The sequence below is a fragment of the Ekhidna sp. genome, from assembly GCF_965212185.1.
Classification (GTDB): domain Bacteria; phylum Bacteroidota; class Bacteroidia; order Cytophagales; family Cyclobacteriaceae; genus Ekhidna.
Genome location: NZ_OZ243102.1, coordinates 1232863 through 1246586, shown reverse-complemented (window position 1 = coordinate 1246586; position 13724 = coordinate 1232863). Strand labels below are relative to the sequence as shown.

Here is a 13724-nt window from a genome sequence, read left to right as displayed (position 1 = left end):
TTCTTTCTTAAACAAATATCTTTGATCAATGCAAAAGCTGATGATAATCATAATGCTGGTTTTAGTTGGTTGCACTGAAGAATACACAGTGCCCAATCATTCTCCAGGTATGGTTCAGGTGGTCGATGATTTATTAATGGTCGCCTACGGTGAAGGAGGACTAGTTATTTCCAACGAAAATACAGGCGAAATTCTTGAACAAATTTTTCCACCTCGAGGTATGAACAGCATCGATGATTTTGCTTTTACAGATGACTTAATCTTTGTTTTGGATTCAAGAAATAGGGATTTTGTGGCCGTTTATTTATTCGTAAATGGTGAGGCTGAATTGGTAACCCCTCCTATCCCCGTTGAAGGTGGGCCTTTTAACGGTATTTCAGCCCGAAACGGAAACCTGGTTATAGCTGGAGGAACTACCTTTTTGAACCGTTTCAGGTATTCATCTTCTGGAGCATTATCAAACTCTATTTCATTTGGCAGAGACAGAGGTCATCCTGATGTTCTTTTATCATCTGATGGTCAGGCAGCATTTATCTCTACTGATTTTGGTATTGGTCTGGATATTGAAAGATTTGGTGTCATGTCTCTTCTAATTGGAGATGATCTGGAAATTCCATCTGTAATATCAGAATTAGGTATTGAGGCAGCCGGTTTTACGGAAGGAGTTACCACACCAATAGGCTTCCCCATACAAACTACTATTTATGAAGATCAATTACTAGTGGCTCATGGTGGAGGGCTTACAATCATTCGGTTGGCTAATAACTATGTATTTGAATCATCTTCAACGTTTAGTATTGGAATAAATGCAAATGCAATAGCTGTTAATGGTAATGATGCGTACATCACTGGATATCAAGAATCTAATCCTGTATTACTGCAAGTTGATTTATCAGATCCAGATAATCCTATAATTATCTCTCAGCAACCATTAGAAACTAATGGCAGTATTCCAACCTCCATTGCTATTGGATCAAATGACGTATACGTAGCTACAGGCAATGCTGGATTGTTGAAGATTCCTTTTAATTAGCACTTTAGACTAGTAAATAAAACTTATGCAAATAGCTTAAAGCTATTTAAACTGAAATCCTTTGTTTATATGTTATATTAAGTTAAATAAAAAAGCCGGATAAACCGGCTTTTGCTAATGTTTTTATTGCTTAAGCTTCTTGCATCTCAACTTCTTTCTCTGCAATCCATTTCTCCGCATCAAGCGCTCCCATACATCCACTTCCCGCTGCAGTAACTGCTTGGCGGTAGACTTTATCCTGAGCATCGCCAGTGGCAAATACACCTGGGATATTAGTTTTAGATGTTCCAGGAATGGTTTTAATGTATCCTTGATCATCCATATCCAACCAGTCTTTGAAAATGTCAGTATTTGGTTTATGCCCTATGGCTACAAAGAAACCTTGAGCTTCAATGACTCTTTCTTCACCGGTTTGATTATTTAAGACTTTCACACCGCTAACTTCTTCATCCCCCAAAACTTCCTTCGTTTCAGAATTCCAGAGGATTTCTATATTTGGTGCGTTCTTCACTCGCTGCTGCATAATTTTAGAAGCCCTCATCTCATCCCTGCGAACAAGCATGTAAACTTTGTTTACAATCTTAGAAAGGTAGCTTGCTTCCTCGGCAGCTGTATCACCGGCTCCAACAATTACAACATCCTGACCTCTAAAAAAAAAGCCATCACAAACTGCACATGCAGATACTCCTTTTCCATTCAACCGTTGCTCACTTTCAAGTCCTAACCACTTTGCTGATGCTCCAGTTGAAATAATTACTGCTTCAGCCTCAATTTCAGTTTTTTCATCCACAGTGACTTTATGCGGCCATCCGCTAAAATCTACTGAGGTTATCATTCCGCTGCGAACATCTGTTCCAAAACGTTCTGCTTGCTTTTGAAAATCAACCATCATTTGTGGTCCCATTACTCCATCTGAGTAACCAGGATAGTTTTCTACATCATTGGTAATGGTTAACTGACCACCAGGCTGTCCTCCTTGATATAGAACTGGCTTCATACCTGCTCTTGCTGCATAGATAGCGGCTGTAAATCCAGCAGGACCTGATCCTACGATTAGTACTTTTACTTTTTCTGTTGGCATATTTCTTAAAATGTTCTTTACAAAAAAATGGTGTCCCGATCAGAACACCATCTTAAAAGCTTTCGTGCCATAAAGGCATATAAAAAATCTCAAGTGTCCTGAAGATTACCCTTCAGCTTGTTCTTCTTTTTTCTCCGGTTTTGGAGGTCTTGGTAATAATACCTTTCTAGACAACTTGAATTTACCAGTCTTCTTGTCAATGTCGATCAACTTCACTTTGATCTCTTCTCCCTCTTCCATTACATCAGAAACGTTTTCTACACGTTCCCACTTAATTTCTGAGATATGAAGTAGACCATCTTTTCCTGGTAAGAATTCAACAAAGGCTCCAAATGGCATGATGGATTTTACTTTTCCATCATAAACTTCTCCAACTTCTGGTTGCTGAACAATTGCTTTGATTCTAGCCATTGCGTTGTTCAATGCATCTCCATCAGCAGCGAAAATACTCACCTTACCACCTTGCTCGTCTTCCTCTATATTGACTGTAGCTCCAGATTCTTTTTGGATTTCCTGAATGATTTTTCCACCAGGTCCGATTACAGCTCCAATCAACTCTCTATCGATTCTCAATTGCTCCATTCGTGGCGCATGAGATTTCAGTTCAGTTCTTGGCTCTGTAATGGTCTTAGCCATCTCACCAAGAATGTGAAGTCTTCCTTTCTTAGCTTGCTCTAATGCTTGTGAAAGTACATCGTAAGAAAGGCCATCTACTTTAATATCCATTTGGCAAGCTGTAATACCTTCGGTAGTACCAGTGACTTTAAAGTCCATGTCTCCAAGATGATCTTCATCACCAAGGATATCAGAAAGGATTGCATATTTACCGGTTTCACTATCCGAGATCATCCCCATAGCAATACCAGAGACAGGTCTTTTCAATTTGATACCAGCATCCATTAGCGCAATTGTACCTGCACAAACAGTAGCCATCGAAGAAGATCCATTGGACTCAAGAATATCAGAAACAACACGAACTGTGTATGGATTTCCTTCATCTTCTGTAGGAATCATTGGCTTCAATGCTCTCATCGCAAGGTTACCATGACCAACTTCTCTTCTGCCAGGACCTCTATTAGGTCTTACCTCACCTGTTGAAAATCCAGGGAAGTTGTAATGAAGGATAAACTTATTATATCCGGAGAACATAGCTCCGTCTATCATTTGCTCATCCAGCTTTGTACCTAAAGTAACTGACGTCAATGACTGAGTTTCGCCTCTGGTAAATACAGCTGATCCGTGTGCTGAAGGCAAGTAATCAGCTTCAGACCAGATCGGTCTGATTTCATCAGGCTTTCTTCCATCAATTCGCTCTTGCGAATCAAGTACAAAGTTTCTAATCGCTTCTTTCTCTACATCATGGAAATATTTTCCAAGTAGAAAATCATCCATCTCTTCTAATTGCTCTTCAGAGAACTGGCTGATATATTCTTCGTAAACAGCCTTGAAAGCTTCTTTTCTTTCAGACTTATTAGGGTTTTTCTTGGCCGCAACATCATAAAGCTTTTGATACACTGCTTTATGCATGGATGCTTTTAACTCCTCGTCTTTCGGCTCGTGATCATACTCGCGTTTTTCAGTAGCACCAACTTCCTTAGCAAGTTCTTCCTGAGTAGCACATTGTACTTTAATTTCTTCATGTGCCTTTTTGATACCTTCGAGCATCTCAGACTCATCTACTTCCTTACACTCTCCTTCCACCATCATGATATTGTCGGCAGTACCAGCTACAATCAAATCAAGTGTAGCTCTTTCCATCTCTTCCGGAGTTGGATTTACTTTATACGCTCCGTCTACTTTGGCTACCCTAACTTCAGAGATAGGACCTCCAAATGGAATATCTGAAACAGATATTGCTGCGGATGCTGCCAGAGCAGCGAGTGCATCTGGCATCACATCGCTATCTGCAGAAATTAATTGAATAAACACTTGAGTATCTGCATGATAATCAGATGGAAACAAAGGTCTTAATGCTCGATCGACTAATCGACAAATTAATACTTCATAATCTGAGAGTCTTGACTCTCTCTTTAAAAAGCCTCCAGGAATCTTTCCTGCAGCTGCAAATTTTTCTTGATAGTCTACTGAAAGTGGTAGAAAATCCACTCCTTCTTTGGCTTCCTTGGAAGAAACCACGGTAGCCAAGAGCTTGGCTTTTCCCATACTTACTACGACAGATCCATTTGCTTGTTTTGCAAGCTTTCCAGTTTCAATGGATACTTCCCTGCCGTCTGATAGTTGGAAAGTTTTTGTAATTACATTCATGTGTTTAATTATTTTTCTATTTGTCACATGGAATTCGTCCTTCCTGGACTCATTTCATATTAAAATAGATAAAGGGCACGTTTTGCCCTTATGGTTTACAATCAAAAAAGGGAATCAGAAATATGATTCCCCTTAATATTATTTTCTGATATTTAGCTTCGCAATGATGCTACGATATCTTTCGATATCATTTTTGTGTAAGTAGTCTAGAAGTCTTCTTCTTTTACCTACCAATTTCAAAAGACCTAATCTTGATGCATGGTCTTTTTTCTGTGTCTTTAAGTGGTCAGTCAAGTGATTTATCCTGGTGGTAAACAATGCTATTTGTGCTTCCGTGGATCCAGTATCTTTCTCTGACTTTCCGTGTTCTTTGAAAATCTCTATCTTTTTTTCCGTTGTTAGATACATTCTGTTCTTCTTCCCTTTGTTATTTGAAGCGCAAATTTAAGATTTGTTATTATTACGAGCAAATCTAGCCTTAAGCTTTTCAATCCAAACGAGATAAGCATCTATTTCAAAAATTCTGGCATCTACTCTTGCTTGTCTTAGAAAAAACAATCCAAACGGTAAAAGTATCGCATCAGACATCCATGCGGCCATGTAGGGATCCATTGCACCTTCCTTCGCTTGTTTCTCCCCAATGCTCATAAAGAGGTAATAGATGATGAAGAAAAATATCGCGAGAATGGTAGGAACACCTAATCCTCCCTTTTTAATGATGGCTCCCAAAGGTGCACCTATCAAAAACATTAATATACATGCTAAAGCCAGTGCATACTTCTTTTGCATTTCAATCGTATAAAGATTGACATCCTTTTGTGATTGGTATAATCTTGTTTTCGCTGAATTGATATTTACCTTAATATTTCTCGCCTTATTTAGTGATTCAGAAACCAAAGCCTTATTCGAGCGAAGTTTGCTTATGAGAAAATTATCCAGATAAGCAGTTGTCATTGTATCTACTATTCCAACTTTAAATGTTCTAGCTACCTGTCTTTTAATTCCACTGGATGATGTTTTTTGAATTGAATTCTTGAATTTTTCCTTCTTTGTTAAAATTTCTGCTTTACTCACTTCAGTTTCTACTGAATCATCTTCTACTTTTTTCAAGCGCTGTTGAAGAAGATGTAAAGGGATAAAAGAAGCCTCGACAGATTCAATCGTTTCTACCTTTACAGTATCTTCTACTTTCAAAGCTTTATCCAATATGTTTTCCTTATTACCAAGATGAAATAAGAAATATCTACCCGTCGTTTGGATAAAATTGGCTTTCTGTTTCGTAAGCGCAACTTTAAATGAATCAATATCATGAGCTAGTTCACTGATATTTTTCATCTGACGATTATTTTGAAATAGCTCTTCTTTTCTTCTCTTTAAATCGAATGAAGCTAAACTGAACACCATATCCATCTTGGCATATTCGGTTCTATAAAATCGATCTATTTTGGAATCAGTCTGTGGTTCTTCTGAATAGTAATGACCTTCATATAATTCTAATTTGAGATATCGCTCATCAAGAATTGTGTACATAAGACATGAATCAGCAAGAATGACGGTTTTGTTTCCTCTTCCTTCAGAATGGTCATAAATAACTACGTCTAGTAATGTTTTGCCATCAGGTAATTTTTCCTTGGCTTTAATGCTATAGCCCGGAATGCCATTATAAAAAGACCCTGACTTGATATCCAAAGCAGGTTTCGTGTGTTTAATATCGTATAATAAACTGTATGCTTTAAGATTAGCAGCAGGAATGGTATAATTATTAAAGAAATATGCACCAACAGAGAGAACCACTACAAATAAAAAAATTGGCCTTAAGGTTCGAATTAGAGATATTCCTGAACTTTTGATAGCAGTGAGTTCAAAATTTTCTCCCAGATTTCCAAAACTCATCAATGAAGCTAGAAGTACTCCTAGTGGCAAAGCGATCTGAAGCATATTCAGGGAGAAATAAAACAACAGCTCCGCAAATACTGTAAAGCCCAGATTCTTACCCACAAAATCATCAAAGTATTTTAAGAGGTACTGGATAAGCAGAATAAAATTGGCTACAGCTGTAGTAAGGACAAGGGGTCCTACGAACGACTTCAGCATTAATACGTCCAACTTCTTCATGAAAAATAATGGTTAGCGTGATGTACACATGAGACTCACATGAACAACATTAAATAGAATTTGAGAATAATACTCATGCCCTTTAAAAGTGAGCACAAAACTAAAAAATTGGAACTTATGCAAGAAGGATACCAGAATATCCAAATAGCCTCATCCTCCTACAATCTCTTTTAGATCATGAATAAGGCTTTCCCATAATTCACTTGCTTCTTCATCATCCATATCCGAGTAGTCTGTGATTCTTACGTATACGGATTGAGTGAGTTCATTCATTTCAATCTTGAATTCGAAGAAGTTGTTATCATCGTCTTCATCATCAACCACATCAAATCTTACATGATGATTGGTTCTGTTTGAAGTGAGCTTCGCTTTTGTTTCGTCTCCATCCCAAATGAATGTATAGACTTTATCTTCATTATTTATGTTCACATCATCAGCAAACCATTGTGCCAAGCCAGATGCTGTGCTAAAATATGGGTAGAGCATCTTCTTAGATGCATTGAACTCAAACTCCCCTACATATTTGTTCTTTGCCATACGCTGTGAATTTTTCGATAAGGTAAAAAAAAAATCTATTCCAACAAGCCCATGGCAGAAAAGAAATCTTTTATAGATTTGCGTTCCTTTTTGAGAGGCATAGGATTAATAAGTCTTAAACAACCTTTCAAAACGACATAAATGGCGTGGTAGCTCAGTTGGTTAGAGCGTCGGATTCATAACCCGGAGGTCGGGAGTTCAAATCTCCCCCACGCTACTTTGGAAGCCCTCTCTTTGAGGGCTTTTTTTATTCAAAGTCAATTTTTTTATGACTCCCATCACAATATGGTTTGTTGGATGAACTTCCACATCTGCAAAAAGCTGTTACTCGATGTTTAGAAGTTTCTGATCCATCATGATGCTTGACTTTGATATTTCCATAGACCATTAATGGTCCTCCTTTGGATACTTCTACGATTTGTTCGTCCTCAATACTGCTTCCATCAGATGATTCATTTTTGAGCTTATATGAAAGTGCTCCTGAAGGACATTTATCAATTTGATCTTTAATTGTTTTATCCTCTGCACCATTCACATTTACCCAAGGACGTTCATTTGGATTAAAGACATCAGATAGGCCTTTAAAACATATTTCAGAATGGATGCATTTTTCTGGCTTCCATATCACAGTCAATTCATCGCTTTCGTATTCTTTTACTTTTTCAGCCATACTTACAATTTAGCTCTTTCAGATAATAAATGCTGATAGTCCGCTTTGTTATTTTGAATAAATGATCTCACAAAAGGGCATAAAGGTATGATTCTAAAATTACCATTTTCAATAATTTCTAATGACTCACGAACCAACTTATGCCCAACACCTTTGCCTTCTAAGATTTCTGGAACTTCAGTGTGAATCAAATAAACATCTCCTGATTTTCCTTCCTTATATTCTATATAAGCCAATTGATCATCCAACTTCAACTCAAAACGATTCAGGTCCTTATTATCGATGGTCTTAAGGCTTGCCAGATCCATTTAATAATTCCTTTATATAGTTGGGTAATGATTGGGTGTTGTCAAGCTGACTATCTATTTCAGGTGTACCATATTTATTTATGATAGGAATAACTCCGCACCATGATGATCCTGCGTCCATTTTAACATTTACATCTCCAGCCCTAATTTTAGCTACTGCATTATCCAATGATAGCTTTACTATTTTGGTAATACTTACTTGTTCAGCAGTAGGCTCGCCAATATCACCAATTCTTCCTGGGATGTATCGGTCGGTAAATAGATTAAAGAATTTTAATTTTTCCGACGGATCTGTTATCTCAATTGCATCAGAGAAGCCAATAACTGATCGATAATTAAATGAATGATCAAATGCTGTTGGGGCTAAAACAAGCGCATCCAGGTGCGTGATTGAGTAGCTTACCTGCGCTCCAATAATGCTTTCGATAAACTTACTCTTTGAGGATGCATGCACATAGATGTCATTATCTACTCTGGCAAATCCTGTTGGGATCTGATAAGGTATTCCATCTTTGATAAATGCTATAGTACAAAAAAGACCTTCATCAATAATTTGATGTAAGGTCATTTTATCTTGAGTACCTCGACTTGGATATCTCGAAGGTGTTGTGTTTGGCATTAGGTCAAAATAATGAGCAATAATAAAATGATGATGATAGCGCCTACAGAAATAGATACTTTACTATCCAAACCATTTTGTTTTAATTCTTTTTTAATTTCTTTAACCTCCAGCTTCAATGTAGCTTTCTCTTCTTTATCCATGTCAGACAAATCCATATTCCAAATTTCCTGAATTCGATTTTCAAGCTGTTCTATTCTTTCCTGCGGATCTGTGTTATTTGGATCAGTCTCGTTTGCAGATGCAGTAATTGAGCTTAAAGTAATTAGTCCAATAAATGCCAGGTATTTGATCTTTTTCATAAGGATATTTAGTTAAGTAATGAGCATTAAAAATAATGAAAGCTTTGAATTAAATAGATGGTTCCAGCTGAGAGAAGGTTCTTTGAATTTTTCTGTTAAAATTTTTGAATGCATGCTGTAAAATAAAAATTGAATTTCTACATTTGCGTTCCGTTTTCAGAATGGGTTTCCATTTTGGAATGGGATGTAAGTTCGGGGTATAGCGCAGTCCGGTTAGCGTACCTGCTTTGGGAGCAGGGGGTCGTAGGTTCGAATCCTACTACCCCGACAAGAGTAAGGGAAGCATTTGCTTCCCTTTTTTTATTTTCGCATTGTATTGGGGCATTAGCTCAGTTGGTTTAGAGCGCTTGCTTGACAGGCAAGAGGTCACTGGTTCGAATCCAGTATGTCCCACTTTCAGATTTTGCTGACTTTCTTATTTCCAAATGGATGAGAGCCAGCTATATCGTAATGAGTAATCTATACACTTAATTATGTGTCACTCATCCCCTATCCCAACTGACAGACTTGCATTCTCCGTATGCTTTAACCTGTAATAAAGGATAGCCTCTACCTTTCTATCAAAGATGTTTCCATATTTTTGACTGTAATAATCACGATCAGAATTATCAAATCCATATGGCTTGGGTACATATGGTATATTAAATGCTCGAAAAATTTTACCCACAGACTTGATTCTTCTTTTGCTCAACTCAAAATTGTAATTAGAGCTCCCAGATACATCCGCGTATCCTTGGAGGATAACACCCACGATATCAATCGATTCATTTTCTATCATCTCCTGAATTTTCATTTTAGCATTAATATCTAAATCATGCTTATCATGCTCGAAATAAATTGTATTGGTAGTCGTCAATAATCCTTTGTCATCTTTCATTACCACTCTTAAGATCGGTCTCTTCCATGTTGGTAAACCGTAATAGGTGATGAAATTAATTTCGCTTTTAGTGTTGAGATATCTATTGCTCCATCTAAGCATGTAGGCACTATCTCCATATCGAACTTTGCGTGTCTGAAAATCCCACTGCACTCTATGTAAATATGGCCATCGTCCAACCACCATTAGATCAGGGCGTGTTGCTTCTAATTCTGTAATTAGAGCCGATCCAACAAGATCAGAAGTATCATCAGGGTTTCGATAAAACAGTAATTCATTTGGGATATTCTTACCACTGAATAAATATTCATGAGGAATGATATGCCCATTAGTAGCAATTGGGCATGCATCATTATCATCCATCATGGTATCAAATAAAACACTCAGTCCGATCTTCTTTGTACGACCTGTTTCATTTACGAGAGAATATGTTACTCGATAGTATTGAGCCAGTCCCCTTTCAATAACATTCCCCTTTTTATCAACAGGTGTTAGTGATTGTTTTATTGTTACTCCTTCAAATTTGAATGTGGTAGTTACCGTTGGAGTGCCCGCTGTTCCAGTATATTTCGTAATTCCTTTCAGGTGTTGAACTGATTTAGCTATTGGAGCATTACACCCTAGTTTGTTATCCACATTGACTACAAAATGCGATGTTGATTGTGGAATAGGATAACCATACATTAAGCGCTGATTACCAGCACCTAGTGTGAATCTTCCATCCTCTCCAAGATCGTCAAACAAGCTCACCCCTGATTCCAACTCAAATTCCATTTTGTACTTAAGTTCCTTCTCTCGATCGCTTAGTGCTTGTTGCATTTCAGCATCTGCGAATTGAAAAGCAAGGAGCATGTAACCATAAGCTGCTTTGAATTGCGACAATTTTTCATTCGCCGCGGATAATGCCAAATAGGAATTAAGATTTGGTTTGAGAGCCAGAGATCTGTTGGCCAGTTCTATTGCGAAATCAAGTACTTGTTTATGAAAGTAATTCTGAGTGAGGTCATATGCTATCGAGGCATACCTCTCTCCATCTTCAGGAAGGTATTTTTTCACATACTCCTCAATTAATTTAGGATACTCTTCTACTCTACTTTGTGAAGCAAACTCCAATTCGCCAATTAACAATAGTGAATCCGGATTTTGAAAATAATTTGAATGATCCTCAATGTATGCCCGCCTGGTCCTCATAAAAGAACTATTTTCCGTCTCGATTGCTTTCTCAAGAAGCATATCCATAGATTTAATCAGATACTGTGGGAAATCTTCTGGACGTTCAATTTTTAGTATTTCGGAATCAGTTACTCTAGCAAACAACACTCGATCCCAGGGCCTCACAAAACGTTTTATAAGTTCCCAGTTCTGAGGGTCACTGTATTCATCTTCATCTACATCAATTAAATATTTTCTAGAGATTATTCCTGCCTTATTTTCATTGATATGCCTCAGGGAAGTAGCATATTCATAAACATTGATTTTTTTGCGGTCATTTTTCTTATATGCTGCAAGGCGATCATTTAAATGAATAAGGCTTTCTGACAACTTGTAAAGTTCTTTTGCGAAAATTTCTCCTTGATGTCTATAAATTATTCTACCAAGTGGGTCATAATAAACCAAAGTCGGATACGAAGTAATCCCTATAGATTCTACAAGCGATTGCTGCTCTTTTTCAGCATCTATTCGAATGGCAATGAAATGGTTGTTAAACAGCAAGCCCACAGAATCCACGGAAAAGACCTCCTTCTCCATTCGCTTTGAAGGAAGACTCCAGTCCGCATAAAATTCTACAAAAACGAATTTATTTTCTTCATTAGCAAGGCTCAATGCCTCATTAAGACTCATACTTTTAAAAAGTATTGGGATCGTTTGTCCGAATGAATTGCTTACGGATAATACTGTGAGAAAACTAATTATAAAACGGTGTAATAAAGTCGACATCTCTAACTACAACGAATCACTCACAAAAAAGTGTTCGTTGCAATCTTATCGGTACCAATCACTAAAGAGACTATCCTAAAAAAATAAAGAGTAGCCATACTCCGCCCAGAAAGTGCCAAAACATGAAGACATTGTAGGCATACTGACGAGATTTTGAATGTACCCTGTATTCTCTAATCTTTCTGAATACTGAAACGAGCATTAAAAGTCCTACAGATACATGGATGAAATGAATCAAAGAAAATGGAAATAGAATATTTCTAAATGAAAGGTTAGCATTTAAAAGTTCCTGCCATCCAATCACTTGCAGAGCTGCGAACATTAACCCAAAGAACAATCCGAATGCGGTAAATCTGAATGCTTTTTCTATTTCATCCTCTCTAATCTTAATTTGACTCATTACAATCAAAGCACTACTCACTAAGATAAACCAAGTACCTACTTCATAAACTGTCGGAATAATTAGATCTGGCAGCTTCTGGAGAAACCATACAATCAATAGCGTGACAAAAATTAATGAACTGGTAAGAATGAATAGTTTAGTCATTTGCCTTCCGGCATTAATCATTCGCTGCTTTTCTTGTAATCTTTCCTGAACTATTTCTTTTTCACTCATAGCTGTCGTTTGAATTAACTGTCTTCATTAAAACAATGTTTCATTCAATTATACCCTAGCTCTATCTTTTCTTTTTTCTATTGCAATAGACTAATTTGGAGGGATGAGAAAAAAGCTGAAAAAGATCAAACCGATAGATTTGGTTAGACCTGACAAACTTTTACTTACAGGCCTTAAAACTCTAACAGAACTAACACTCACACCGGTAAATATGTATGCTGATCTTAAAGCTAAGTCTAAAGGGAAAGCAGAGATCACTTTCATTGGCGAAAAAAAATTAGAAGAGGTCAAGGTTCAGTTATTTCAATTCAATGAAAAAGAAATTCAAGAGTCAGACAAGAAAGATTTCTCGCCAATGAGTGGAATGGATACTAATAAAATATATTGGTTGAATATCCATGGACTGCATGAAGTAGATCTTGTCCAAAATCTAGCAGAAGTTATGAATATGGACAGACTTTCTGTCAGACATGTGTTAGATACTACCCAGCGACCAAAGGTGGAAGAATTTGATGACTACCTTTTCTTCAACGTCCGTTCCATTTTGCTAGATGAAGAAGATCAACTGGATGTGGAACAATTATCTTTTGTGCTTGGCAAAAACTATGTGATTTCATTCCAGGAAAAAGAGAGTGATCATTTTGATGATTTACGATATAAAATCAGAGAAGGTGTGGGGTACGTAAGAAAAAGGACTTCAGATTACCTATTGATTCAATTGCTAGATGCCATACTTGACAATTTCTTCGAGACAATTGAAGATATCAATGAGGACATAGCTGAATTAGAACAAGAGGTTTATAAGGACCCAAAGCAGGAAACACTTTTTGCCTTGGAAAAAAGTAAAAAAAGAGCGGACATCATTAAGAAGTCGCTCACCCCTCTTTTCGAATCGATCAATTACATCCTCAACAACCGAACCTCACTATTTCAAAAACCCAATATCAAGTACATCAATGATCTTCGAATGAGTTGTGCGAATGCACTTGAAGAAGCTGATTCAACAGCAAGATCTCTCGAAAGTCTTACGAACATTTACTATGCATCCCTTAGTCAGAAGATGAATGAGACGATGAAAGTACTTACGACCGTTGCTACAATCTTTATTCCGTTAACATTTATAGCTGGTATCTATGGGATGAACTTCGAGTATATGCCTGAATTACAGTATAGAAACGGCTATTTCATCATCTGGGGAGTAATGATTTTCATCTTTCTGGCAATGATCATCTACTTCAAACGTAAGAAATGGCTATAAGCTAATCTTTAAAAATCGGGTGGTTATCTACACTCTTTCTTGCTTCAACGAACAAAATTGCAAGTGGTTTTTTTTATGTTTTACTTCATATTCATAACCAAAAGA

General features: G+C 37.1%; 13 protein-coding genes and 3 tRNA genes. 5 read left to right on the top strand and 11 right to left on the bottom strand.

Annotated features, from left to right (window positions below; all coding sequences use genetic code 11):
* Positions 1–28 precede the first annotated feature (28 nt).
* On the top strand, positions 29–1033 hold the full coding sequence (locus tag ACOMC3_RS05515) for a hypothetical protein (RefSeq protein ID WP_420318529.1): 1005 nt from the start codon (positions 29–31) through the stop codon (positions 1031–1033).
* 130 nt (positions 1034–1163) lie between these two features.
* On the opposite strand, the gene trxB is transcribed toward ACOMC3_RS05515, so the two are convergent.
* The 5 genes from trxB to ACOMC3_RS05490 form a co-directional block, all read right to left on the bottom strand.
* Positions 1164–2114: a thioredoxin-disulfide reductase gene (gene trxB / locus ACOMC3_RS05510; protein WP_420318528.1), complete on the bottom strand. Its 951-nt coding sequence runs from the start codon at positions 2112–2114 to the stop codon at positions 1164–1166.
* A gap of 105 nt (positions 2115–2219) precedes the next feature.
* Complete coding sequence (gene pnp, locus ACOMC3_RS05505) at positions 2220–4379, bottom strand: polyribonucleotide nucleotidyltransferase (protein ID WP_420318527.1); 2160 nt, start codon at positions 4377–4379, stop codon at positions 2220–2222.
* A gap of 138 nt (positions 4380–4517) precedes the next feature.
* Positions 4518–4787, bottom strand: a complete 270-nt coding sequence (gene rpsO, locus ACOMC3_RS05500; protein WP_420318526.1) for a 30S ribosomal protein S15 — start codon at positions 4785–4787, stop codon at positions 4518–4520.
* Positions 4788–4823: 36 nt separating this feature from the next.
* Positions 4824–6494, bottom strand: a complete 1671-nt coding sequence (locus ACOMC3_RS05495) for an LptF/LptG family permease (RefSeq protein WP_420318525.1) — start codon at positions 6492–6494, stop codon at positions 4824–4826.
* Between the two features lie 150 nt (positions 6495–6644).
* Entirely contained in the window at positions 6645–7031 is a 387-nt protein-coding gene (locus ACOMC3_RS05490; RefSeq protein ID WP_420318524.1) for an START-like domain-containing protein, read from the bottom strand.
* A gap of 143 nt (positions 7032–7174) precedes the next feature.
* On the opposite strand from ACOMC3_RS05490, the gene ACOMC3_RS05485 reads away from it, so the two are divergent.
* Positions 7175–7248: transfer RNA gene (locus tag ACOMC3_RS05485), tRNA-Met, on the top strand.
* 30 nt (positions 7249–7278) lie between these two features.
* Here the strand turns inward: ACOMC3_RS05485 and ACOMC3_RS05480 are convergent.
* The 4 genes from ACOMC3_RS05480 to ACOMC3_RS05465 are packed head-to-tail and all read right to left on the bottom strand — an operon-like array spanning position 7279 to position 8930.
* Complete coding sequence (locus ACOMC3_RS05480) at positions 7279–7701, bottom strand: (4Fe-4S)-binding protein (RefSeq protein WP_420318523.1); 423 nt, start codon at positions 7699–7701, stop codon at positions 7279–7281.
* Positions 7702–7703: 2 nt separating this feature from the next.
* Entirely contained in the window at positions 7704–8009 is a 306-nt protein-coding gene (locus ACOMC3_RS05475) for a GNAT family N-acetyltransferase (protein WP_420318522.1), read from the bottom strand.
* Positions 7990–8628 carry a pyridoxamine 5'-phosphate oxidase family protein gene (locus tag ACOMC3_RS05470; protein WP_420318521.1) on the bottom strand — a complete coding sequence of 213 codons (639 nt, stop codon included), beginning with the start codon at positions 8626–8628 and terminating at the stop codon, positions 7990–7992. The genes ACOMC3_RS05475 and ACOMC3_RS05470 overlap by 20 nt, the downstream gene beginning before the upstream one ends.
* On the bottom strand, positions 8628–8930 hold the full coding sequence (locus ACOMC3_RS05465) for a hypothetical protein (protein WP_420318520.1): 303 nt from the start codon (positions 8928–8930) through the stop codon (positions 8628–8630). The genes ACOMC3_RS05470 and ACOMC3_RS05465 overlap by 1 nt, the downstream gene beginning before the upstream one ends.
* Positions 8931–9123: 193 nt before the next feature.
* On the opposite strand from ACOMC3_RS05465, the gene ACOMC3_RS05460 reads away from it, so the two are divergent.
* Both ACOMC3_RS05460 and ACOMC3_RS05455 read left to right on the top strand, forming a co-directional pair.
* Positions 9124–9198: transfer RNA gene (locus ACOMC3_RS05460), tRNA-Pro, on the top strand.
* Positions 9199–9248: 50 nt separating this feature from the next.
* Positions 9249–9323 (top strand) — tRNA-Val (locus ACOMC3_RS05455).
* An 85-nt stretch (positions 9324–9408) separates the two neighbouring features.
* Here ACOMC3_RS05455 and ACOMC3_RS05450 read toward each other — a convergent pair.
* Both ACOMC3_RS05450 and ACOMC3_RS05445 read right to left on the bottom strand, forming a co-directional pair.
* Positions 9409–11649, bottom strand: a complete 2241-nt coding sequence (locus ACOMC3_RS05450) for a thioredoxin family protein (protein WP_420318519.1) — start codon at positions 11647–11649, stop codon at positions 9409–9411.
* A 166-nt stretch (positions 11650–11815) separates the two neighbouring features.
* Positions 11816–12361 carry a cytochrome c oxidase subunit 3 gene (locus ACOMC3_RS05445; RefSeq protein ID WP_420318518.1) on the bottom strand — a complete coding sequence of 182 codons (546 nt, stop codon included), beginning with the start codon at positions 12359–12361 and terminating at the stop codon, positions 11816–11818.
* A gap of 103 nt (positions 12362–12464) precedes the next feature.
* Between ACOMC3_RS05445 and corA the strand changes: the two genes are divergently transcribed.
* On the top strand, positions 12465–13619 hold the full coding sequence (corA, locus tag ACOMC3_RS05440) for a magnesium/cobalt transporter CorA (protein WP_420318517.1): 1155 nt from the start codon (positions 12465–12467) through the stop codon (positions 13617–13619).
* Positions 13620–13724 lie beyond the last annotated feature (105 nt).

Excerpts from the sequence above, each read along its gene's own strand:
- corA (WP_420318517.1), top strand. The coding sequence starts at position 12,465 with ATGAGAAAAAAGCTGAAAAAGATCAAACCGATAGATTTGGTTAGACCT.
- ACOMC3_RS05475 (WP_420318522.1), bottom strand. The coding sequence starts at position 8,009 with ATGGATCTGGCAAGCCTTAAGACCATCGATAATAAGGACCTGAATCGT.
- ACOMC3_RS05515 (WP_420318529.1), top strand. The coding sequence starts at position 29 with ATGCAAAAGCTGATGATAATCATAATGCTGGTTTTAGTTGGTTGCACT.
- ACOMC3_RS05495 (WP_420318525.1), bottom strand. The coding sequence starts at position 6,494 with ATGAAGAAGTTGGACGTATTAATGCTGAAGTCGTTCGTAGGACCCCTT.
- trxB (WP_420318528.1), bottom strand. The coding sequence starts at position 2,114 with ATGCCAACAGAAAAAGTAAAAGTACTAATCGTAGGATCAGGTCCTGCT.
- ACOMC3_RS05450 (WP_420318519.1), bottom strand. The coding sequence starts at position 11,649 with ATGAGTCTTAATGAGGCATTGAGCCTTGCTAATGAAGAAAATAAATTC.
- ACOMC3_RS05480 (WP_420318523.1), bottom strand. The coding sequence starts at position 7,701 with ATGGCTGAAAAAGTAAAAGAATACGAAAGCGATGAATTGACTGTGATA.
- ACOMC3_RS05470 (WP_420318521.1), bottom strand. The coding sequence starts at position 8,628 with ATGCCAAACACAACACCTTCGAGATATCCAAGTCGAGGTACTCAAGAT.
- pnp (WP_420318527.1), bottom strand. The coding sequence starts at position 4,379 with ATGAATGTAATTACAAAAACTTTCCAACTATCAGACGGCAGGGAAGTA.
- ACOMC3_RS05490 (WP_420318524.1), bottom strand. The coding sequence starts at position 7,031 with ATGGCAAAGAACAAATATGTAGGGGAGTTTGAGTTCAATGCATCTAAG.
- ACOMC3_RS05465 (WP_420318520.1), bottom strand. The coding sequence starts at position 8,930 with ATGAAAAAGATCAAATACCTGGCATTTATTGGACTAATTACTTTAAGC.
- ACOMC3_RS05445 (WP_420318518.1), bottom strand. The coding sequence starts at position 12,361 with ATGAGTGAAAAAGAAATAGTTCAGGAAAGATTACAAGAAAAGCAGCGA.
- rpsO (WP_420318526.1), bottom strand. The coding sequence starts at position 4,787 with ATGTATCTAACAACGGAAAAAAAGATAGAGATTTTCAAAGAACACGGA.